At 46.4% G+C, this 21,769-nt stretch carries 15 protein-coding genes; 2 read left to right on the top strand and 13 right to left on the bottom strand.

The annotated features are described in order from the left end of the window. Positions 1-149 precede the first annotated feature (149 nt). The 4 genes from Q4488_RS16970 to Q4488_RS16955 form a co-directional block, all read right to left on the bottom strand. The gene (locus Q4488_RS16970) at positions 150-1,130 is read right to left on the bottom strand and encodes a TAXI family TRAP transporter solute-binding subunit (protein WP_303581676.1); all 981 of its coding nucleotides are present in this window, start codon (positions 1,128-1,130) and stop codon (positions 150-152) included. A gap of 92 nt (positions 1,131-1,222) precedes the next feature. Beyond that, a complete protein-coding gene (locus tag Q4488_RS16965) occupies positions 1,223-2,041 on the bottom strand; it encodes an enoyl-CoA hydratase-related protein (RefSeq protein ID WP_303581675.1) in 819 nt (272 codons plus the stop codon). Next, positions 2,038-4,182: an acetate--CoA ligase family protein gene (locus Q4488_RS16960; protein WP_303581674.1), complete on the bottom strand. Its 2,145-nt coding sequence runs from the start codon at positions 4,180-4,182 to the stop codon at positions 2,038-2,040. Before Q4488_RS16960 ends, Q4488_RS16965 begins: the two co-directional genes overlap by 4 nt. A gap of 1 nt (position 4,183) precedes the next feature. Next, entirely contained in the window at positions 4,184-4,978 is a 795-nt protein-coding gene (locus Q4488_RS16955) for an enoyl-CoA hydratase/isomerase family protein (protein WP_303581673.1), read from the bottom strand. A gap of 202 nt (positions 4,979-5,180) precedes the next feature. Here Q4488_RS16955 and Q4488_RS16950 point away from each other — a divergent pair, with 202 nt between their 5' ends. Continuing rightward, complete coding sequence (locus Q4488_RS16950) at positions 5,181-6,086, top strand: MurR/RpiR family transcriptional regulator (protein ID WP_303581672.1); 906 nt, start codon at positions 5,181-5,183, stop codon at positions 6,084-6,086. A gap of 755 nt (positions 6,087-6,841) precedes the next feature. Here the strand turns inward: Q4488_RS16950 and Q4488_RS16945 are convergent. From Q4488_RS16945 to Q4488_RS16910, 8 genes are all read right to left on the bottom strand, one after another. After that, a complete protein-coding gene (locus tag Q4488_RS16945; protein ID WP_303581671.1) occupies positions 6,842-7,621 on the bottom strand; it encodes an enoyl-CoA hydratase-related protein in 780 nt (259 codons plus the stop codon). Between the two features lie 9 nt (positions 7,622-7,630). Beyond that, positions 7,631-8,482, bottom strand: a complete 852-nt coding sequence (locus Q4488_RS16940) for a 3-hydroxybutyryl-CoA dehydrogenase (RefSeq protein ID WP_303581670.1) — start codon at positions 8,480-8,482, stop codon at positions 7,631-7,633. A 163-nt stretch (positions 8,483-8,645) separates the two neighbouring features. Continuing rightward, positions 8,646-9,446, bottom strand: coding sequence for an enoyl-CoA hydratase-related protein (locus Q4488_RS16935; protein WP_303581669.1), 801 nt, complete (start codon positions 9,444-9,446; stop codon positions 8,646-8,648). Between the two features lie 3 nt (positions 9,447-9,449). After that, a complete protein-coding gene (locus tag Q4488_RS16930) occupies positions 9,450-11,606 on the bottom strand; it encodes an acetate--CoA ligase family protein (protein WP_303581668.1) in 2,157 nt (718 codons plus the stop codon). Positions 11,607-11,646: 40 nt separating this feature from the next. Continuing rightward, positions 11,647-12,435, bottom strand: coding sequence for an enoyl-CoA hydratase/isomerase family protein (locus Q4488_RS16925; protein ID WP_303581667.1), 789 nt, complete (start codon positions 12,433-12,435; stop codon positions 11,647-11,649). Positions 12,436-12,547: 112 nt separating this feature from the next. Continuing rightward, positions 12,548-12,991: a universal stress protein gene (locus Q4488_RS16920; protein ID WP_303581666.1), complete on the bottom strand. Its 444-nt coding sequence runs from the start codon at positions 12,989-12,991 to the stop codon at positions 12,548-12,550. After that, a complete protein-coding gene (locus Q4488_RS16915) occupies positions 12,984-15,605 on the bottom strand; it encodes a TRAP transporter permease (RefSeq protein ID WP_303581665.1) in 2,622 nt (873 codons plus the stop codon). The genes Q4488_RS16920 and Q4488_RS16915 overlap by 8 nt, the downstream gene beginning before the upstream one ends. A 130-nt stretch (positions 15,606-15,735) precedes the next feature. After that, the gene (locus Q4488_RS16910) at positions 15,736-16,719 is read right to left on the bottom strand and encodes a TAXI family TRAP transporter solute-binding subunit (RefSeq protein WP_303581664.1); all 984 of its coding nucleotides are present in this window, start codon (positions 16,717-16,719) and stop codon (positions 15,736-15,738) included. A 161-nt stretch (positions 16,720-16,880) separates the two neighbouring features. Between Q4488_RS16910 and Q4488_RS16905 the strand changes: the two genes are divergently transcribed. Next, positions 16,881-18,278 (top strand): PLP-dependent aminotransferase family protein, encoded by a 1,398-nt coding sequence (locus tag Q4488_RS16905; protein WP_303581663.1) that lies wholly within the window; start codon positions 16,881-16,883, stop codon positions 18,276-18,278. A 729-nt stretch (positions 18,279-19,007) separates the two neighbouring features. Here Q4488_RS16905 and Q4488_RS16895 read toward each other — a convergent pair. Beyond that, positions 19,008-21,296 carry a hypothetical protein gene (locus Q4488_RS16895; RefSeq protein ID WP_303581662.1) on the bottom strand — a complete coding sequence of 763 codons (2,289 nt, stop codon included), beginning with the start codon at positions 21,294-21,296 and terminating at the stop codon, positions 19,008-19,010. Positions 21,297-21,769: the final 473 nt, after the last annotated feature.

The raw sequence follows: 21,769 nt of genomic DNA, 5'->3' as shown, positions 1-21,769 counted from the left end.
CGATCAAACACTCCCAGCGTTACTGCCGGTGAATATTAGTACGCTCTGGCAAGCCCCAGAAGGTCGTGCCAGAACTGAGAAAGGACTATCCCAGGGGCACTCTGGGATAGTCGAGATTGACGGCGGAGCCGCCGGTCAGGAGTGTATTATTACATCCAGCCACGTTCTTTATAGTAACGTATCGCGCCTTCATGCAACGGAGCAGACAAACTATTTTTGATCATCTTCGCAGGATCAAGATTGGCAAAGGCAGGGTGTAAACGCTTGAAGCGGTCAAAGTTATCAAACACAGCCTTAACAACTTGATAGATCACTTCAGGATCAGCCTTAGTCGAAGAGACGAAAGTCGCCCCCACACCAAAGGTCGTCGTATCGGCATCATTACCGTTATACATACCACCTGGAACAATCGCTTCAGCGTAGAATGCATTTTCATCGATCAACTTAGTGATCTCTGGGCCAGTTACCGGAACCAATACCGCATCACATGATGTTGTTGCTTCTTTGATCGAACCGTTGGGATGGCCCACGGTGTAGATAATGGCATCAACTTTGTTATCACACAGTGCCTGGGATTGCTCAGACGCTTTCAGTTCGGAAGCCAGTTTGAAATCGTCTTTAACCCAACCTTTACGCTCCATGACGACTTCCATGGTGCCACGCTGGCCAGAACCAGGGTTACCGATATTAACCCGTTTACCCTTCAGATCGTCAAAACTCTTAATGCCGGCATCAGCTCGAGCAATCACGGTGAACGGTTCAGGGTGAACAGAAAATACCGCACGGAGCTCTTTGTTAGCGCCCTGATCGGCAAATTTACTAGTGCCGTTATAAGCGTGATACTGCCAGTCAGACTGGGCCACACCCATATCTTGGTTTCCTGCCCGAATGGCATTCAGGTTAGCCACTGAACCACCCGTAGACGGTGCAGTACACTTAATACCATGATCTTTATTACCGCGGTTAACCAAACGACAGATAGACTGCCCGACTACGTAATAGACACCCGTTTGGCCGCCTGTACCAATCGTCACATAGGATGCTGGAGCTGCAAAGGCGGCTCCACTTTGAATACCCATCGCAATGCCGGCGGCAACTACGGTATTAGTCAATAGTTTCTTTAATTTCATTATTTACATCCTTATTGTTATCTCAAGCCGGTGCAACCGGTTACGTTCTAACTTACTTTCTACTTTTAATTAAGCAAGGTAAACCCTTGCCGTTATTTTTTCGCCATTGATGCCAACATTTTATTCACTGCATCCAAATGCTCTGGTTCATTGTGGCACATACCCTGAAATACCGCACAGACATCGAGAAAATCTTTTAACTCCATTCGCTGCGCCATCTTCATTAACCGCTTAGTCAGGCGGGTCGCCTTAGGCGGTTGACTCGCAATACGAGTAGCCAGCTTCATCGCAGTGGGCATCAACTCCTCGGCAGATACCACCTCCATTACAATCCCTAGCTCTTTGGCCTCAGCCGCATCGATAACCCGACCCGATAGCGTCAGTTCGAACGCACGCTGATAACCGATCAAACGTTGCATTAGCCAAGCCCCCCCATCGCCGGGAATAATCCCAAGATTAAGGAAGGTTTCACCGAATTTGGCGTGCTCGGAGGCAAACCGAACATCCGCCATATTCGCCAGATCGAAACCGGCACCGATGGCCGCGCCGTTCACGGCAGCAATAATGGGCACTTCAACCGCTTGCAACGCCAAAGGAATACGCTGTATTCCCTTACGATAGCGGTCAGCGCATTCAGCGACATCCCCCGCAAAATCACCACCGCGCTCGGCCATGTCGCGGATATTCCCCCCCGCACTAAAGGCTGATCCAGCCCCCGTTATCACCAGCACTGAAACGTCATCACAATGATTAACCCACTCGGCAACCGCGATAATATCTTCGATCAAGTGCGACCCCGTGAGCGCATTACGTAGATCATGACGATTGAGGGTTAAGGTCGCGACACGATTGTCTAACGTTATCAGCGCATCGGTTAGCGGTGGCAAGTTATTCGTAATTGTCGGGCTCATGAGTGTACCTCCTGATTAACAATGACGCGGGCATCGACCACCGCATAGCCATCGTCATAAGCAATAACGGGATTAAGATCGAGCTCAGCAATTTCGGGATGAGCATCGACAATGGCAGACACTTTCATTAACAAATCAACCAAGGCTTCTTTATCAACAGCCGCTTCTCCACGGGCACCTTCGAGAATCTTACGGGCCTTGATCTGATCGATCATGGAACGGGCATCATGACGGCTCAGGGGGATCGCTCGGAACGTCACATCCTTCAGAATTTCGACAAAAATACCGCCTAGACCAAACATCAACACCGGACCAAAAATCGGATCTTGACTCATACCAATAATCACTTCAGTGCCTTTGCGAGCCATCGGTGTCACCAGCACACCTTCTATCTCGGCATCCGCTTTATACTGCTGACAGGAGACCAAAATCTCATCACGGGCGGCTTTAAGTGCCGCTTCACCCACGATATTCAATTTAACGCCGCCAGCATCGGACTTATGTAAAATATCTTTGGAGACCACTTTCATCGCCAGTGGCGTATTACCAAACTCACTGATCACGTTCGCCAATTCAGCCTCACTGCGAACAATCAATTCCAAAGGCACATCGACGCCGTAACGACGCAGCAAAGACTTCGCCTCAAACTCAAACAGATCACGCCCTTCGGCACGGGCTTGCCTAAAGCTGGCTATACAGTCTTCATTAATCACTAATGGCGCGTTATTGTCTGCCTGCTGACTACTTTCAATATAAGCCCCCCGCTCACCCAGCGCCGCCATAATTTTTACCGCATGTTCTATCGAAGCATAGACCGGCAAGCCCGCTTCACGCAGCCGTTGCAAGGGCTCCGGTTTAATATGCGCGTAGAGACTATCGATAATTAAAGGTTTGTGCGTGCGTTTTGATAGCTCGATAATGGCATCCGCACAAGCCAACTCTTCTGGTTTCAGCTCTTCAGCGAAACGGATACCGTAACCGCCAAACATACCCACCAAAAAGACCATATCAACATGGTGATCGGCGGCGAGAATCTCCATGCAATCCGCTAACAACGCCGGATGTGCATCCGTACTCCCTGCTACATCAATAGGATTCGCTAGGGATGCCTGAGGAAATAGAATACTGGCCAATGCATTGCGTGTTGTCTCGCTGAGTTCAGCCAGTTCAAGCCCCGCTTCTGAAATCCGATCGGACGCAATGGTCGCCTGACCACCGCCATCGGCCAGCACCGCAACCCGTTTACCCGCCGCTTGCTGCAGCAGACCTAAACCTTCGGCAACCGGTAAAATCTCATCTGAATTTTCAACAACATTAACGCCGACCTGACGCAACAGATCGACCGTCATCTGATAGCTACCCGCCAGAGCGCCGGTATGAGAGCTCGCGGCTTTTTGACCGGCCTCCGTACTACCCGATTTATACACAACCACGGGCTTTTGTTTCGATGTTTGGCGCGCGACATCTAAAAAGGCACGGCCATTTTTAAAGCCTTCAACATAAAAGGTAGCCACTCGGGTGTTTTCTTCTTCACCCAAATACTGAAGATAATCCGCAAAGTCGACATCGGTTTGATTACCAGGCCCCGCATAGGTACTGAATCCAATATGGCCGTTATGCTGAGCTTCAAGTGCCAGCGACAACAACATATTGCCCGATTGAGAGATAATGCCAATATCGCCGGGTTTAACATTATCCAACGCCAGCAAATTAACTTTCTTATGCAGGTTGAAAATACCCGATGTGTTGGGGCCGACAATACGCACCCCTGCTTGTTGGGCAGCCTCAAGAACCTGTTGTTCAAGCGCCGCACCGGCTTGATCAACCTCACCAAAACCACTGGCGAGAATGATGGCACCTTTAACACCGTTTTCGCCGCACTGTTTTAACAAAGCGGGCAGTGTTTTCGCTGGAGTACAGATCAACGCCATATCCGCTGCAGCGGGTAGCTCAGTAAGCGATGCATAAGCTTTAATGCCCATGATCTCATCGGCTTTCGGGTTGATCGGATAAATAGTGCCCTGATAACCAGCATTCAGCAGGCCAACCATCGCCTTATAACCCCGCTTGGTTGGGTCTGCTGATGCGCCAACAATCGCGATTGAGTCAGGCGCGAGAAAATCATGTAGTGAACTTTTCATATCAATGGCCTTTAAAGGCTGGTGAACGTTTTTCAGCAAAAGCATCGACGCCTTCTTGCCAATCTTTAGTCGTTGTACAGGTAAATACCCCATCCAGCTCCTGCTGCAATTGGGCATCTAAATCGGTATGCGAAGCATTGTTTAATAGCTTTTTAACAAACCGCATTGAGATCGGCGCTTTCATCGCCAGCTCTGCGATAAAGGCTTCAGCTTGTTGCTGTAAATCATCCGCTGGCACTGAGCGAGTCACCAGACCAATCGCCAGCGCTTCATTGCCATCGATCTTCGTGCCAAGAAAAATAAGTTCGCGAGCTTTCGCTAGCCCCACCAGCCGGGTTAAGAACTGAGTCACACCCCCACCGACACAGGTACCAATACTGACTTCCGGAAAACCAATTTTTGCACTTTCAGCCATGATGACAAAATCACAAGCGCATGCCATTTCGGCACCCGCGCCTAAGGCATAACCATTGATGGCGGCCACCACCGGTTTGGTGGCACGAAAAATTGCTTCGCAGACATCATTACCTAATTGCAGATATTCACGGCGTTGATACTGGCTACGCTCACCCGCCCCATGCTCTTTCATATCGGCGCCAACACAGAAAGCACGCCCTTCACCAGTCAATAAAATCGCCCGCACATCACCATCGGCTTCAGCTTGAGCCAAGGCACTGAGCAGTTCTTTGTAAAACTGTTCGACAACCGCATTCAGACGATGCGGTCGATTGAAACGAATCTCTGCGTAATTCTGTTGCTTCCTGTAGATCAAAGTTTCATAGCGGGGTGTAGTCATCAGTAGTACCTGTCTAATTTATTATTGTGATTGTTACAATACTCACAATAATACATATGTATTTATAATTTACATAATAGGATACATTTGTATCATGTCAATACAAACGTATCAAAAAAACATTTAAGTGTTTTATCTGTGTTATGTCGTTAAAATGACAGGCATAAATAAACGCGATTAATCCAGAGACCAACGCAAAACGATGACAATAGAAACCAGCCAACCACAGCACATAAGTGATGCCGACCGAGTATTAAAACAACTCGCTTCGCTTTACCCAACACTGACCACGCAACTGAAAAAAGCGGCTGATTTTATCCTAGAGCACCCGGTAGAAGTCGCGCTGCTATCAATCCGTAAGAGTGCAGAAACCGCATCCGTCACTCCCTCAACCATGACACGACTAGCGAAAACGTTAGGCTTTGAGCGTTATGACAGTTTCCGGCAGTTGTTCCAAGAAGCGATACACACTAAAGCGCCCTCCTCATTCAGCCAACGCGCGGAATCGTTACAAAACCTCGCCAGCAATAACACTGAAAACAATGTGTTATCCGAATTTTCCACCACCACCTTTAACAATCTAGAGCACTGTTTTCAGGAAGATACTTTAACTAAATTAGAACTCGCGGCCCCCATGATTGTTAATGCCCGTAAAGTCTTCGCGATAGGTTTTAGAGATACCTTTGCTTGCGCCCACCACTTTGCCTATGTTGGCCAAATCGCTTTCCCGCATATCAAACTCATCCGCGGTTATCAGGGCACATTATTAACTGAACTAGCCGAGATTAACGCGCAAGATGTCGTCATCGTGTTTGGTTCAGAACCCTATGCCATCGACACGGTCAATGCGCTCAAGATCGTGCGAGAAGCCGGCGCAAAAATCATTGCCGTCACCGATAGCCTACGATCTCCCCTCGCCGCCGAAGCCGAGATCGTATTCACCCTGAACAATGAAACACCCCATTTCTTCGGTACACTCGTGCCCGTCATAGCCCTTATTGAAGCATTACTATCGGTCTGCGTTTCACTGGGGGGAAGTGAGATAGTCCATAATATTAATCAATTTGAAGAGAACCTTCGTCGTTTAGGAGGTTATTACACGCCTTGATGCATGTCACCATCCTAACCCTGAATGAGAGGGCTGATGAAAAGAGTCAAGCGGGAGCGGAAAAATCAGGTTTTTTGTGATTTTTGAGTAGCGCTTTTGCAACAGCCATTAAAATGATGGGCGCAGCTCACAGAGCTGCTGGTTGGGTGCAACAAACACATTGAAAACAACACGCTTTACATCTGTTCGACTAGTAAAATTTGCGCTTTTACGCTCATTCAATGATAAGACTTAGCATTAATAAGCTGAAGCATTTGTTCATTCAGCGCGTCAGTGTCGACGCCATCATGTTCACAGCGAGCCCCGGACTTTTCTTGCCGCCAACGTACACGACATCACAGAAAAAGGAAATCTGCTGCATGGCGAGGAAACCTTTATCTCGGCGGATTCAGGTTATCGAGGCGGACTGGCTAATTGCACTATTTATAAAAAGAAAGGGCCAAGCAAGGTGCGCCTTTTAAAGAAACACCCGAGAATAATACCTAGGTTTTCAATCACCTCCCCATACCCTCGGTCACAATTCATACGATTTACTCATAGCCTTTCAACCCTGACGTGCCTGTTCATTCACAATCAGAGTTAAATGAAGTCGCACGTCAGCTAAGGAAGGTGCGAATAAGTCAATTACGCCTCTGGCTTACAAAGAAGCTGGAGATCAAGACAACAGTTACAGGCATACTGGTTGTACGTCGAAAAATGTTAACGCTGAGATCCTGCTTCTCTGAAAGCCCCGAAGGGCGGATATTTCGATAAAGCTAAACGAATGACGGCGCTCTTTTTTCAAGAAAGGCAGACATTCCTTCTTTGCGGTCATCGGTAGAGAAGCTCAAGCCAAACAGATCGCTTTCCATAATGCAGGCATTATCTAGATCAAGATCCTGACCTCGTTGTACCAATTGTTTGCTCAATTGCTGAGCGGTACCGCTTTTACTGGCTATATTAGCTGCTAACTTTAATCCTTCTTCCATCAGTGCCTGTTGAGGATAAATATGATTAACTAACCCCTGCTGCAGGGCTTCTTCTGCAGCCATCATACGACCACTAAATAGTAGTTCCAGTGCCATTGGCCGGCCAACCAACCGAGTCAGTCGCTGACTGCCACCGAAGCCCGGTGTGATACCTAAGTTGACTTCTGGTTGGCCAAATTTGGCATTATCCGCTGCCAAAATAAAATCGCAGCTCATCGCCAACTCACAGCCTCCCCCCAGAGCAAATCCGTTAACCAGTGCTATCACTGGAATGTTCAGGTTTTCCAGACGACGGAAAATAGCCATGCCATATTCAGCAAAGGCTTTTCCTTCCATCGGTGAAAGGCGACTCATATGCTCAATATCAGCACCGGCCACAAAAGCTTTGTCACCGGCTCCGGTAATTAACAATACTCGGGCCTCATTGCTTTCAGCCAACAGATCCAGAGCAAGACCCATCTCTTCCAGAACCTCATTATTCAGAGCGTTCAATACTTTCGGGCGATTAATTGTCAGACAAAAAATACCTGAATCTCGTGATTCAAGCTGAATATTTCTAAAATTCATCACTATCTCTCACTCGTAATGGTAGAAACCACGGCCAGACTTGCGCCCCAGATAACCTGCATCCACCATCTGTACCAGTAGTGGGCAAGGACGGTATTTAGGATCTTTAAAGCTGTTGTACAGTACTTCCATGATGCTTAGGCAGGTATCCAGTCCAATCAGGTCTGCCAGCGCCAATGGGCCCATCGGATGGCTCATGCCCAGTTTCATGACGATATCGATCTCTTCTGCTGAGGCGAGTCCTTCGTGCAGGCAGAAAACACCTTCATTGATCATTGGCAGCAGGATCCGGTTGGCAACAAAACCCGGGGCGTCTTTTACATCCACCGGCGTTTTCCCAACCTGTTTTGCTAGCTTGCTGACCGCACGGAATATTTCATCATCAGTTTGCAGAGCACGGATCACCTCAACTAACGTCATCATCGGTACCGGGTTCATAAAGTGCATCCCGATAACCTGTCCCGGACGGCTTGTTACAGCAGCCAGTCGAGTGATCGATATAGAGGAGGTATTGGTTGCCAGGATTGCAGTTGGCTTGCACACCTCATCAAGCTGACGGAAAATGTTCTGTTTAATCTGTTCATTTTCACTGGCCGCCTCAATGACAATATCCGCCTGACTAAGGTCGGATAAATCAGTAGAGAGACTAACTTTCTTCAGAGTCGCCTCCAATTCAGCCTGGCTAAGTTTATCTTTGCTAACCAGTCGTTTAAGGCTTGAACTAATTGCGGTTATACCCCGTTCCAGAGCCTCGTGATTCAAGTCAAACAAGATGACCTGTAAATCTGCCGCAGCGCACACTTGGGCTATACCTGCACCCATCTGGCCAGCACCGACTATTCCGACCTGTTCAATATTCATAGTATTTAGCTACCCTCTTTTGAAGAGAATTGAAGAAAAAAGCTGCATGCCACGCTTGGCGCGATGCATGCGAGAAAAGCCACGATCTGGAGAAGAGAACTCAGGGCAATAAAATCGCGGCGGCACAGAAGCGCCCTAAATAAAAACAATGACAGGATTGCGTTTACCTTCTTTCCATGGCCTCCAGCATACGATTTACAGCACTCAGATGTTCTGGCTCGTTATGGCACATGCCCTGAAATACGGCACACAGATCAAGAAAGTCTTTCAATTCCATCCGCTGTGCCATTTTCATTAGACGCTTGGTCAGTCGAGTCCCTTTGGGCGGCTGGTCGGCGATGCGTCGCGCTAACTTGATCGTGGCTGGTAACAACTCTTCGGCAGAGGTAACCTCCATCACAATACCTAACTGTTGTGCTTCAGCCGCGTCGATTACCCGACCGGTCAGCGTCAGTTCAAACGCTCGCTGGTATCCGATCAGGCGCTGCATCAGCCAGGCTCCACCATCACCTGGAATGATGCCCAAGTTTAGGAAGGTTTCACCAAACTTAGCTTTCTCTGAAGCAATACGGATATCAGCCATATTTGCCAAGTCGAAACCGGCACCAATAGCCGGACCGTTAACCGCCGCAATAATCGGCACTTCAACATTCTGCAAAGCAAGAGGTATCCGCTGTATACCCCTGCGGTAGCGCTCCTCACACTCAGCGACATCGCCGGCAAAATCGCCACCGCGCTCTGCCATATCACGGATATTACCGCCGGCACTGAACGCCGAACCGGCACCGGTTATAACCAGCACTGATACATCGGTATCTCTGTTAACCCAATCAGCCGTTGTAATGATATCGTCGATTAGGTTAGAGCCGGTTAACGCGTTACGAAGGTCGTGACGATTCAGTGTCAGCAATGCAATGCGATCTTCTACCGCGAGCGTCGCATCGATAAGGGTTGGCCTATTCATTGTTTATTTCTCCGCCAAAATAATACGCGCATCGGCAATTGCACAACCAGTATCATTCGCAATCACTGGGTTAAGATCCAGTTCGGCAATTTCAGGGTGTTTCCATACCAAGTCAGACAATTTCAATATCAACGAAACCAAGGCCTCTCTATCGATTGGCTTAGCACCACGTACGCCGTTGAGAATCTCCACGGCGCGGATCTGTTCGATCATCTCTCTGGCATCGGCTTCAGCCAGCGGAATCGAACGGAATACCACATCTTTCAAGACTTCAACGAATACACCGCCTAGCCCAAACATCATCACGGGACCAAAGGTTGGGTCTTGAGTGACCCCTAAAATGACCTCAACACCGGGTTTGAGCATCGGTGCTAATAACACGCCTTCTATATCTGCATCTGCTTTATATTGTTGACTATTAGCGATGATCTCTCGATAAGCGCTGAGTCGTTGTTGCGCGCCATTGACATTAAGCTTGACGCCACCGGCATCGGTTTTATGCAAAATATCTTTGGAAACGACCTTCATGGCCAAAGAGTCATCGGCAATCTGCACGGGTAGATTATCGAGATCGGCTTCACAGCGAACGACAACCTCTTCAGGAATTGCTAGGCCGTAGCTGCGTAACAGTTGTTTGGCTTCTGATTCGAACAACGCCGTACGACCTTGAGCATAGGCTGTATCGAAAATGGCGCTGCCAGCGGCTAACGGTGTGTTGCTAGGATAAGGCGCAGCCTCAGCCAACCGACGACGTGCTTGCGCGTAATCCACGAGTTCTTTACCTGAACGGATCGCGGCTTCAGCCCAGATAAAAACGGGTATGCCGTGATCACGCAGTAACAACAAAGGCTTAGGTTTTAGGGGATAGTATACGCTTTGAACGATGACAGGCTTGGCGTATTTATCAGTGAGTTCGATAATCCGCCGTGAGGTTTCCATCTCATTATCTAACAACGTGGCAGAGAAACGCACGCTATAAGCACCAACCATGCCGACTATCATCAGGACATCTACATTACTATCTTGTAATAAAATCTCCGTACAATCAGCGAAGGCGCCGGTATCTTCATCAGTTGCACCAGCCACATCAATGGGGTTATTCAAAGCCGCAGCGGGGGGAAGGCAGGCTTTCAATTTGGCAATCGTAGCCGCTGATAGTGGCGCTAACTGCAAGCCTGCTTCGATCAAGGCATCGGTGGTGATGGTGCCATGTCCACCACTGTCGCACAGAATAGCGACACGATTGCCTTTAGGTAACGGCAGTTTGCCAAGGGTTTCGGCAACCGAAAGCACTTTATCCGATTCACTAACGACAGTAACACCCGCCTGACGTAAGACATCGCGAGTGAGTTGATAACTACCCGCTAATGAACCGGTATGAGAACTGGCGGACACTTGGCCTGCGACAGTACGACCCGATTTATAAACGACCACCGGTTTTTTCTGTACCACGTCCCGAGCTACGTCTAAGAAGCGGCGACCATCTCCCTCCTTAAAACCTTCGATATAAACCGCCGGCACTGCAGTATCGTTATCATCGCCAAAGTATTCCAGATATTCGCTTAAGCGAATATCAGACTGATTACCCACGCCAACGTAAGTGCTGAAACCGACGCCCCCTTTCCGCTTAGCCTCGGCAACAAAGGCTAACATCACGTTACCGGATTGAGACAGAATGCCGATCTCGCCTTTTTCAGCATCAGAGACACCTACCATATTGAGGTCACAGTGTAGGTTAAATACACCGTTGGTATTAGGTCCAACTAAACGAACATTCCATTCTTTAGCGGCGGCCAACATGTTTTGTTCGAGAATAAGACCTTCTTCGCCCATCTCGGACATACCTGCCGCGAGAATGACCGCGCCTTTAATACCTTTGCGACCACAATCGGCAATGACGGATGGCAGCGAGTGTGCGGGTGTGCAGACTAATGCGATATCGATAGGGTCTGGAACATCCATGACCGATGGATAAGCCTTAATACCCAAGATATCGGGGGCCTTGGGGTTAATCGGATATATTTTATGTTGATTAAAACCGTCCGCTTGCAACTGAGTAATCGCTTGATAGCCTCGTTTTTCTGGCTTATTGGATGCCCCGATAATGGCGATAGATTTCGGTGCTAAGAATTGTAGGTCTGTTTTTTGTGACGTTGTCATATGACACCTGTTAAATATTTAGACATTCAGTGAAGCGGGCTCAACAGCCGTTAAACTGAGGTGAACGTTTTTCGGCAAAAGCATTAACCCCTTCTTGCCAATCAGCGGTCGTTGAACAGATAAATACACTGTCAATTTCAAGTTTTATTTGATCTTCCAAGCTTTGATAAGAAGCGTTATTCAGCAAGCGTTTTGCCATTGACATCGAAATTGGCGCTTTAATGGCGAGCAGGCTGATAAATTTCTCGGCTTCGCTTTGTAACGCATCATCGCTCACCGCACGAGTCGCCATACCGATTCGAGCGGCTTCTGTACCATCTATTTTGATACCGGTAAAAATTAACTCTCTAGCCTTGGCTAATCCGACCAGTCGAGGGAGGAACTGCGTGACTCCACCCCCCACACAGGTGCCAATACTAATTTCGGGGAAACCAATTTTGGCGCTTTCAGCCATCAATACAAAATCGCAGCAGCAGGCCATTTCAGCCCCTGCTCCTAAGGCATAGCCATTGATAGCGGCAACAACGGGTATCTGTAAGCGAAATATTTTTTCACAAACATCATTACCTAGGTTCAAATACTCACGTCGCTGATTAAGGGTTCGGTCGCCGCTACCATGCTCTTTCATATCAGCGCCAACGCAGAACGCACGTCCTTCACCGGTTAACAGGACGGCTCTCACATCAGGGTCTTGTTCTGCATCGGCTAATGCCTTTAGCATTTCGTGATAAAACGTTTCTATCACGGCGTTAAGACGATGTGGGCGGTTAAAGCGGATCTCTGCGTATTGATCTGTTTTACGATAGATAATGGTTTCAAACTTCATCATATTTCTCCCAGCTCGGTGTTTTTAAGGACAAAAAGGCCTTTATAGCGATCGAATACAGATCACCGAGCAAAAAATCATTAAAAAAATTACATGTGCTATCAGATAGGATTAACTATTCATCAACCACCTCATCTGGGCGGACAATAAAGACCGAGCAATTGGCATAACGAGTGACTCTTGCTGCATTGGTGCCTAGCAGGTAATCACTAATGGAGGGCTTATGTGCGCCCATGACAATAAGATTAATCGGTAGCTTTTTGGCGAGTAAAAGAATCTCCTCGTACACCTTCCCCGTATCAACGATATGTTGTATTGGACAGGCACCTCCGACAATATCGGCGACATACTCATGCAGTAAACGATCCACTTTCTTCAATGTCCGTGTGCGGTCTTTCTCGCTAAAGTTGACACCGACTAATGAACTGATGTCGGGTACGATAGAGACCACATGCAAACGCGCTTTATGCGCAACGGCAAGTTCTTTCGCCGTATTCAACACAATGCGTTGCTGATCTGCATGATTAATATCGATAGCAACCAGAATATCGTTAAACATATTGATCCCCTCTCTGCACCATAATGGGCAATCTACGTCGTCTTTGAATAAGCACTATGAAACCGAGCAACAGAAAGGCGGGAATATAGAACACCTCTTTTGGTATACGCTGTTTGGGTTGTTCTATCGACAGCACTTCCCAGTCGAAATCGATACCGCTGGTTTGCGCAACGCCTCCGAAGATGAGGTTATCGGTATAGAGGTGGCCATCTTCTATACGGAAAGCAATGCCCGCAGACTGATCTAGCCGCAGCTCTCCATCCGTGTTTTTGTTGCCTAAAGGCAGCAAAAAGGTTGATTCCACCTGATTACCATCGATGGTCTCTCCCGCCATTCGTACACGAATTTGAGCATCGGCAGGGGCTTGCGCTGCAATCTCATAGATCTGCGTTGCAGCGATTTTTTCGTAAGGTGCATCGACCATATCCAGGAAAAAACCGGGACGGAACAGTGTGAAGGAGATCAACAAGAGCGTTGCTGATTCCCAACGCTTACTGCGCACGATAAAGAAACCCATCGTGCCGGCAGCAAACAGCAGCATTGCGGTTAAACCAATCACAAAGATCATGATTGCACCGGGCACAGACACATCGATTAATAGAAGTTCCGTGTTGAAAACAAACAGAAACGGTAAAGCCGCCGTTCGCATGGAGTAAAAGCAAGCCATGAAGCCTGTTTTGAGTGGGTCTCCTCCCGAGATCGCGGCCGCAGCGTATGAGCCCAAGCCCACAGGCGGAGTGACATCACCGATAATGCCGTAATAAAAGACAAACATATGCACGGCAATCAACGGCAGGATAAGGCCTCCCTGAGCGGCCAGTTCGACGACAACACCAGCCATCAGTGATGAGACCACAATATAATTGGCCGTTGATGGCAGGCCCATACCGAGAATGATGGAGATCACCGCCACCAAAAAGAGCATCATGAATAAGTTGCCACCCGACAATAACTCAACAAATTCGGCCATCACCTGACCCACGCCGGTCAAAGTCACGGTGCCGACAATGACACCGGCGGTTGCTGTTGCAATCGCGATACCAATCATATTGCGCGAGCCGCTAATCATCCCCTCACATAGGTCTTTAAAACCAACGCCAATCTGCTGACGAATATTACCACTTCCTCGAAACATGGCTTTAAGCGGCTTTTGAGTAAAGAGGATAAACGCCATCAATAAGGTGGCATAAAAAGCAGAAAAGCCTGGCGATTTACGTTCAACCATCAGGAACCATACTAAGACCACCATCGGGATGATGTAGTGAATACCTGACTTATAGATATCAGCGAAAGCGGGGAGCTTTTTGAAGGTATCTTCACCCAATTCTGGGTCTGGTGACTTGGCGGCTAATTTCAGCAGACCAACATAACCGGCAATCACCAAGAGCGTTAACGGTACTGGGGCGAGGTCGCCTAACATCATCTTAACAAATAAGACGGCATAGTAGATAAGACTACAAAGGATCATGAAACTAGACAGGATAATACCCGAACGGATAAGTCTGACTTTCCAAGGAGCAATTGGCGTATTACGCGGCAAGCCCTGCATATCGTTCTTCATTGCTTCCAAATGCACGATATAAACGAGTGCAATATAGGAAATTAATGCGGGTACGATGGCGTGTTTCACTACTTCGACATAACTAATGCCGACATATTCGGTCATCAAAAATGCAACGGCCCCCATAACAGGAGGAGTAAGCACCCCATTCACTGATGAGGAGGCTTCAATTGCGCCAGCTTTTTCTGGCGAAAACCCCACTCGGCGCATGAGAGGTATTGTAAATGTACCAGTAGTGACCACATTAGCGAGAGATGATCCTGAGATTAGGCCAGTCATTGCTGAGGAGATTACTGCTGCTTTAGCAGGCCCTCCTCGCATATGACCTAGCAGGGAAAAGGCAATTTGAATGAAATAGTTGCCCGCTCCGGCCTGATTTAATAACGAACCAAATAACACGAACAGAAAAACGAAACCGGAAGATACACCAAGAGCAACGCCAAAGACCCCTTCTGTACTGAGCCACATATGCGACATCGCTTTCTCAAAAGATGCGCCTTTCCAACGCACAACATCCGGTAATAGTTCTGACGAACCAAAAAAAACATAGGACAGAAAGAATAAAGCCACGAACACGAGTGGAGCACCCAATGAACGCCGTGCTGCTTCAAGCAGGACAACCATCCCTACACCAGCGATGATAATATCAATCGTTTCTGGCATACCCGGTCGAGTAGATAGCGACTCGTAAAAAATCCAAATATAGGCTGCACAGGCCGTCGCGAGTAATGCTAAACACCCGTCGGCAAAAGGAATGTAATGCCGAGGGCTACGTTTAAATGCTGGAAATGCTGTATAGGCCAGAAAAACAGCAAATGCTAAGTGAATAGCGCGAGTTTGTGTATCGTTCATAACACCAATACCTACCTCGTAAGGCAGTGGTGAGGCAATCCAGAGCTGAAATAGCGCCCAGCTAAGTAGAATCCACCATATTAGTGATGAAACGATATTATTAGACGGGTTTCGGGCACCGGTATCGGCCTCTGCAATTAGGTCGTCTATGCCCTCAATAGACTCTGCAGCCTCATCGGCTGTTAACTTAGATCTCGACATATTATTACCCGTATTTTTATTATCTGAACGGAAGTTTAGGCCTACACTCTGGGAGTAAGTAGGCAAAAGATACTTTAAGCTATCAATTAGAGTCGGTAGGCTGTGTCAAGAACAGAGCCCACCGAAAGGGCTAGATCAATCCTTTTTCTTTGTAATACTTGATAGCACCAGGATGTAACGGGGCAGATAAGGAGTCTTTAACCATTTGTTCCGCTTGTAATGTTTTAAACGCAGGATGGAGTTTTTTAAATGCGTCTAAATTATCAAAAACAGCCTTAACTAGGTTATAAACCACCTCGTCAGGGGTGCTTGCTGAGGTGACAAATGTACCTCGTGTCCCGTAGGTTGGAATATCATCAGAGTTGCCTGGATAGGTACCACCAGGAATAACAGATTTAGCATAAGCAGGATAACGTTCAACAATAGCGTCAACCCATTTACCGGTCATAGGAATGATTTTCACATCACATGTACTGGTTGCTTCTTGGGATGCACCGTTAGGTACTCCTGCCGCCCAGAAAACAGCTTGCACTTTTCCATCACAAAGTGCTGCTGCTTGCTCCGAAGACTTTAATTCACCTGCCAGAGAAAAATCGCTTTTACTCCAGCCTAGCTCATCCATAGCGACTTCAGCCATCGCACGTTGCCCAGAACCTGGGTTACCAATATTGACTCGTTTACCTTTGGCATCTAAAAAGTCATTAATGTCGGCATCACGACGCGTCATCAAATGAATCGGTTCAGGATTGGTTGAGAACAGAGCTCTCAGTTCGGTAAACGGTTTATCCTTAAAATTACGTTCACCATTAATGGCGGCGGCTTGTACATCCGATTGAACAACACCAAAGTCGAGCTCACCCGCCCGAATAGTATTTATGTTGTATACGGATCCACCAGTGGATTCCACTGAACAACGGATATTATGATCTTTACGGCCTTTGTTTACTAAACGGCAAATAGCACCGCCAGTCGGGTAGTACACGCCGGTAACGCCACCAGTACCAATGGTAATGAAGCGTTCACCTGCCGCTTGTACATTCCCTATCGCCAAAAATGAACTGGCGACAGCCATACTAATCAACGTGCTCTTAATTTTACTTTTTATGTGCATCATCCCATCTCCGAAAAACTAGTTTTGTGTACTGCATCCACAATATTTAAAGGAGGCATTCGACTTTAGTAAGATTACAAAGTCTGAAATAAACCATACATTGACACCCCGAAGGGGGTCAATTAATATATTGACACCGTGGCAATATAACATTGGACTGATTAATGACCCGCTGGACTCCTGATATTAGTAGCTATGAAGGCCATCGCTATCGAGCGCTTGCCGAAGCAATACGAGATGCTATTTTAAGTGGTGAACTCAAGCCTGAGACTAAACTGTTAGCGCATCGTGAAATGTCTTGGCGCGTAGGCGTTACTGTTGGCACGGTCGCTAAGTCTTATAAGTTGCTATCTGATTGGGGCTTAGTTTATGCCCGAATTGGCGATGGAACTTGGGTGAAATCTGAAGAACAGCAGGGCGACCGCTTAGTGATCGGTGAGAAAAAAATACGTAATATTGATTTCGGGCTCTTATTACCTTCGACATTAACGGATACTGGGCTTAGAAAAAAAGCATTTAAAGATACATTATCTAAACTAGGTGATGACTTAATGCGCAAACCTTTAACCGGCTATGCTCCTGAATTAGGTTATGAGAGTCATCGACGAGCGGGAGCCTCTTTTGTCAAAGACAGCGGTTATGAAGCCCCCTTATCTGAAATTATAGTGACCGATGGCGCTCAGGAAGCTATCCATCTTATCTTTAGTATATTGAGTAAACCGAGTGATACCATTATGGCTGAAGAGGTTGGTTACCTTGGCGTGAAAACCGCCAGCAATATACGTAACAGAATCGTTGCTCCCATTGCGATGGATGAGCAGGGTATTATTCCAGAAAGTTTAGAAGCCGTGGCAAAAAAAACTCAATCTAAATTGTTGTTTTTAGTACCAAACCTTCAAAATCCTACAGGCATTACTATGCCGCTTGAACGTCGGCAAGCAATAGCCGCTATCGCCGAACGTTGCGACTTTTACATCATTGAAGATAATCCGTTCTGGGCGCTGGCGGGCGAGTTGCCACCGCCAATAGTAAGTCTTGCACCAGAGCGAACGTTTTATATTACCAGCCTTTCCAAATATGTTTCACCCAGCCTACGTATCGGCTACTTGAGAGCCGTGCCTAAATTTGTACCAGACTTGGAAATCGCTAAACATGCGCTATCTCAAGCCGGCTCTTCGCTGCAGGCGGAAGTGGCAAAGCATTGGATTAAAACCGGCATTTTGTATGAATTAACCGCTTGGCAGAAAAAAGAGATACATGCGCGATGGGATATAGCGAATACTATTCTTGAAGGTCACCTTCTTGATGACTTACTTCCCAAGCCTTTTATCTGGTTGTCTCTACCTGAGCGATGGTGTGTTACGGATTTTATTTCTGCACTTAAAGCAGAAAACATTAACTGTATTGATTCTAACCATTTCATTCACAGTCGAGTGAAAGAGCCCACGGCTATTCGAGTGGCTTTAACAACGCCTGAAACGCGCAAATCCCTTGAACTAGGATTGACTATTTTAAAACAAATTCTAGGTAGTGCTCCAAATATAAGTCAGCCATTGTACTAGGGAAAACCAACTAGCTTTTAATCTATCGCTAGTGGGAGCATTTTTCATGAGCATTGAGTAATTTTGAGAAAATGCCCCCTAAATACCCCGGATGTGGGGGCACTCTATGGGACTACTCTGGACACAGTATAAACGAAAAAGCCCGCAATATGCGGGCTTCTAGGACAATCTCACATGAGATTAAATAGGATTTTGGTGGAGCCTAGCGGGGGCTCCCCAATCTTGTAAACTACGTTAAAATTCAATAGGTTACCTTAACCATAGTTCATATATTTACACACATTAGTATCACACCGCAACTGGAATATACCCGCGTTAACTTGTCATTACCATTTGGAGTGCAATAACCCCTTATTACCCCGGATGTGGAGCCATCAAGTTGGACTACCTTGGACACAGTAGAAACACAAAAACCAGCAATTATGCTGGTTTCAGGACAGTATTGGATGGATTAAGACTTGAAGGTTGTGTAGCCTAGCGGGGTTCCTACAGAAATAGGACACCAATGTTCCAATAAGTTAGCATGAAGCAACGCATGATATGGCTACAAATGATACAACTTCCCCTCAACAAAACTCCCTGTGTGTTGGGGGAAGCTCTCACTTATGCTTCATTTATAGCTCGTCAATGAAGCTAGCGTGAATAACACTGATAATTTCCCATTGTTTTTCATCAAACCACGATAACGTGCTTTAACAAAACCAAACTGGCTCTTAATTTGAGCCGACTTTACCTTGGATGTCTCTTGATATAATCATGGATCTTGGCCTGGGTCTCCTCGGGTGTATCCTCTGTAGTAACTCTTATTTTCACCTTAGGATTGGTTGCTTTTTTATTCTTTTTCGGATGTTTTTCGCTTGAAGAAGGGGTTGAAGATTCATGAACATTTTTTAGATGTTTGATGGTATTTCTTAATTTGAGCGGAGTAGTGCAGACTTTACAGGTTGTCATGCTATCGATCTGGTCTTTATGTTCGTTTTTAATGTGTTGACTAAGATCATCAAGCTCTAGCTTACATTCGCATAGCGGGCAAGTGTAGCCCCTTTGTGACAACGGCTCTATCTTTTTACTGTTACTAACAACCTCTTTTGGCTTGATTGATGGTAATTGGTCTACTTCAGCATCTGTGTATGCGATCAGCTCTTTAAGCTCGATAACAGTATCACTCCAAAGTTTTTCAAGTTCCTGGTTTACTTCCGATTCTATTTTTCGAGCAAGAGTAGAAGAAAACATTGCTTTTGTATCATCGGCCACGCGGCTTCTATACCCACCACCTTGCCCCCACCGTTTCGCGGCTTGATCCCAGTAATTTAACTCAGTTTTAAGTTTTGCTCTGTATAGCTCGATGCTCAGCTGATAAGCCGTATTTAGAATGTTCCCAAGTCGCTTATCAAGCGTATTAGATAATTGACGAACCGTGTGACGGACATGCATAAGACTTTCACGCTTCAGGAGCATATCAAGAAGCGACTCCAGCTTTGCAGCTCTTGTGCCGAACTGACTAGAAGCCTTACGCCTACAGGCGTTACCAAGCTCTTGGTAGTAGTCTAGGTTTTCCCAACACCCCTTTCTGCGAACGCTCGCATTAACACTTGTGGGGTGTGCATCACTCTTGATGGTGCCAACAAGCTCCATATAGCCACTTGTGGATAGAGCGGGAGGTAACGAGTTTTCTTCAAACCACGATTTAAGACTTTTTCTAACCTCTGAAATCGCTTGTTCTTCATCTAAACTTGCTACTTGACTATCAATTGAATTAACTGCCTCATCAATTTCTTCAATTTTATGCAAACGCTGATGACGAAGCGCAGACACTTTAGACTGAATAACCGCTTGCAGCTCAGAAGGTGAATCGTCTTCGCTATTAAAGAACTGTATTGCAAGGGCTCCCAAACTCAGAGAACGGCTAAGTGATGTAACAATCTCATCCCGTTTTACTTCGCGACCTTCTTCAATATCTTCCACAGGTTCATGATCAGCAGTGACTCTGAGTGCTTCATCATTTCTGTCTAAAATAAGTAATATTGACTCATCAACTAAACGAGAATCTAAGCCTGATTCTTTTGCCGATTTTAAAAGCTTATGAATCGCATCAGCTGGAGCGTCATTGAAGCCACTACATAGGATAGAAACGGTTCGCTCATCATGTAAACAGCCGTCCAAATCCTGTCGGTTTGAGGTTTGATCTATGCCTTTAGTGTCCTTAATAAATGCTTCGAATGTGGGGCTATGAAGTAATTGTCGGTTAGTGGTTATTTCAATCCTTTTAGGAAGAGGGGCTGATTTAATCTTCCCTAAGTTTAGCGATTCGAAGCAACTCTGCAGCCAAATATTAGGGTCTTCATCACTTGGCGGTTCAAAGTGGGTACTTTCCCGTTTTAAATAATCCAGCCGAGCCTTGAGTTCTTTGAATAGTTCAGCATGACCACCCATCACATTAAATAATTCAATTGCGGGATCGAACGTTGTCTTCTTACCAGTTTTAGGATCTTTAGGCCTGCTCTTTGTAAGGGCTGTCATATTGCGCAAAGCCCGTTCAATCTCCATATTTAACTGATAAGCATTTGTATCTTTTTCATCTGTCAGCCCCTGAGCTTTAACTGCAATAGCACCCGCTAACTCATATAGATATAAATCGATCTCCGTTTCAGAGTGCGGATGAACTTTTATTGAAGTGGCATCTCCATGACGTATATCTACTTCACAGATAGTTGTTCGACCAGAACCAGTACTCAAAATCGGCTTTTGGCCAGTATAAAGATCAAGTATTTTGCAGATTGCAGAGGTTTTCCCAATACCAATAGCACCAATAAAAGCGATTGGATGTTCTTTTGACTGGAGATAGAAGCGGCAATCTTCAAGCATTTCAGCGTGATTTTTTAATTGTTTATAGAATACATGGTCTTGAGAGAGACGCTTTTGGATAGAGGAAATTCTTGAATTGGTTTTCTCTGCTAACTCTAAAGAAGACTCTATCACAGAGCCATCAATACCACTCATATCCATATCCATATCCATCTTCACATCCTATAAAAGCTAGCCACAATTCTAATCAATCGATAATAAACAGATTGACTAGTAAGGTGTAATAACCCTGATTATCGATGATGCTGCTATGAAGGTAAAGGTGCCACATCAAGCTTCTGGACTGGTAATAACAAATTAACGTCTCAACGAAAGCCAAACCCCCTGCTCTGCTGTTAAGCCACTGCATCCTTTCAACATACAAACGCACTTCTCCTGAGGTTTCGGAAGTGCTTAGGGAAACTACGATTAAGAAGTCGCAAAACACTCAACCTCTCTCTTTCGAATAAAAAAGCACAGGATGCTACTTGTTTTGATGCTTTTCACCACTAAACAAGCGAATTTAGCCTTGTTTAGTGGATTTTAAACGGATTAACCCCTTGCCGCCCGTATCATCTGGTCAACCCTAAACACATTGGCTAAGGCAAACAGCATCGCCAACTTGTTATCGTTTTTAGCCAGTCCTC

Source organism: Amphritea sp. 1_MG-2023, from assembly GCF_030547545.1.
GTDB lineage: Bacteria > Pseudomonadota > Gammaproteobacteria > Pseudomonadales > Balneatricaceae > Amphritea.
Note: the sequence above shows the minus strand (reverse complement) of the source record. Positions and strands in the feature narration are given on the sequence as shown.

Excerpts from the sequence above, each read along its gene's own strand:
- Q4488_RS16970 (WP_303581676.1), bottom strand. The coding sequence starts at position 1,130 with ATGAAATTAAAGAAACTATTGACTAATACCGTAGTTGCCGCCGGCATT.
- Q4488_RS16965 (WP_303581675.1), bottom strand. The coding sequence starts at position 2,041 with ATGAGCCCGACAATTACGAATAACTTGCCACCGCTAACCGATGCGCTG.
- Q4488_RS16960 (WP_303581674.1), bottom strand. The coding sequence starts at position 4,182 with ATGAAAAGTTCACTACATGATTTTCTCGCGCCTGACTCAATCGCGATT.
- Q4488_RS16955 (WP_303581673.1), bottom strand. The coding sequence starts at position 4,978 with ATGACTACACCCCGCTATGAAACTTTGATCTACAGGAAGCAACAGAAT.
- Q4488_RS16950 (WP_303581672.1), top strand. The coding sequence starts at position 5,181 with ATGACAATAGAAACCAGCCAACCACAGCACATAAGTGATGCCGACCGA.
- Q4488_RS16945 (WP_303581671.1), bottom strand. The coding sequence starts at position 7,621 with ATGAATTTTAGAAATATTCAGCTTGAATCACGAGATTCAGGTATTTTT.
- Q4488_RS16940 (WP_303581670.1), bottom strand. The coding sequence starts at position 8,482 with ATGAATATTGAACAGGTCGGAATAGTCGGTGCTGGCCAGATGGGTGCA.
- Q4488_RS16935 (WP_303581669.1), bottom strand. The coding sequence starts at position 9,446 with ATGAATAGGCCAACCCTTATCGATGCGACGCTCGCGGTAGAAGATCGC.
- Q4488_RS16930 (WP_303581668.1), bottom strand. The coding sequence starts at position 11,606 with ATGACAACGTCACAAAAAACAGACCTACAATTCTTAGCACCGAAATCT.
- Q4488_RS16925 (WP_303581667.1), bottom strand. The coding sequence starts at position 12,435 with ATGATGAAGTTTGAAACCATTATCTATCGTAAAACAGATCAATACGCA.
- Q4488_RS16920 (WP_303581666.1), bottom strand. The coding sequence starts at position 12,991 with ATGTTTAACGATATTCTGGTTGCTATCGATATTAATCATGCAGATCAG.
- Q4488_RS16915 (WP_303581665.1), bottom strand. The coding sequence starts at position 15,605 with ATGTCGAGATCTAAGTTAACAGCCGATGAGGCTGCAGAGTCTATTGAG.
- Q4488_RS16910 (WP_303581664.1), bottom strand. The coding sequence starts at position 16,719 with ATGATGCACATAAAAAGTAAAATTAAGAGCACGTTGATTAGTATGGCT.
- Q4488_RS16905 (WP_303581663.1), top strand. The coding sequence starts at position 16,881 with ATGACCCGCTGGACTCCTGATATTAGTAGCTATGAAGGCCATCGCTAT.
- Q4488_RS16895 (WP_303581662.1), bottom strand. The coding sequence starts at position 21,296 with ATGGATATGGATATGGATATGAGTGGTATTGATGGCTCTGTGATAGAG.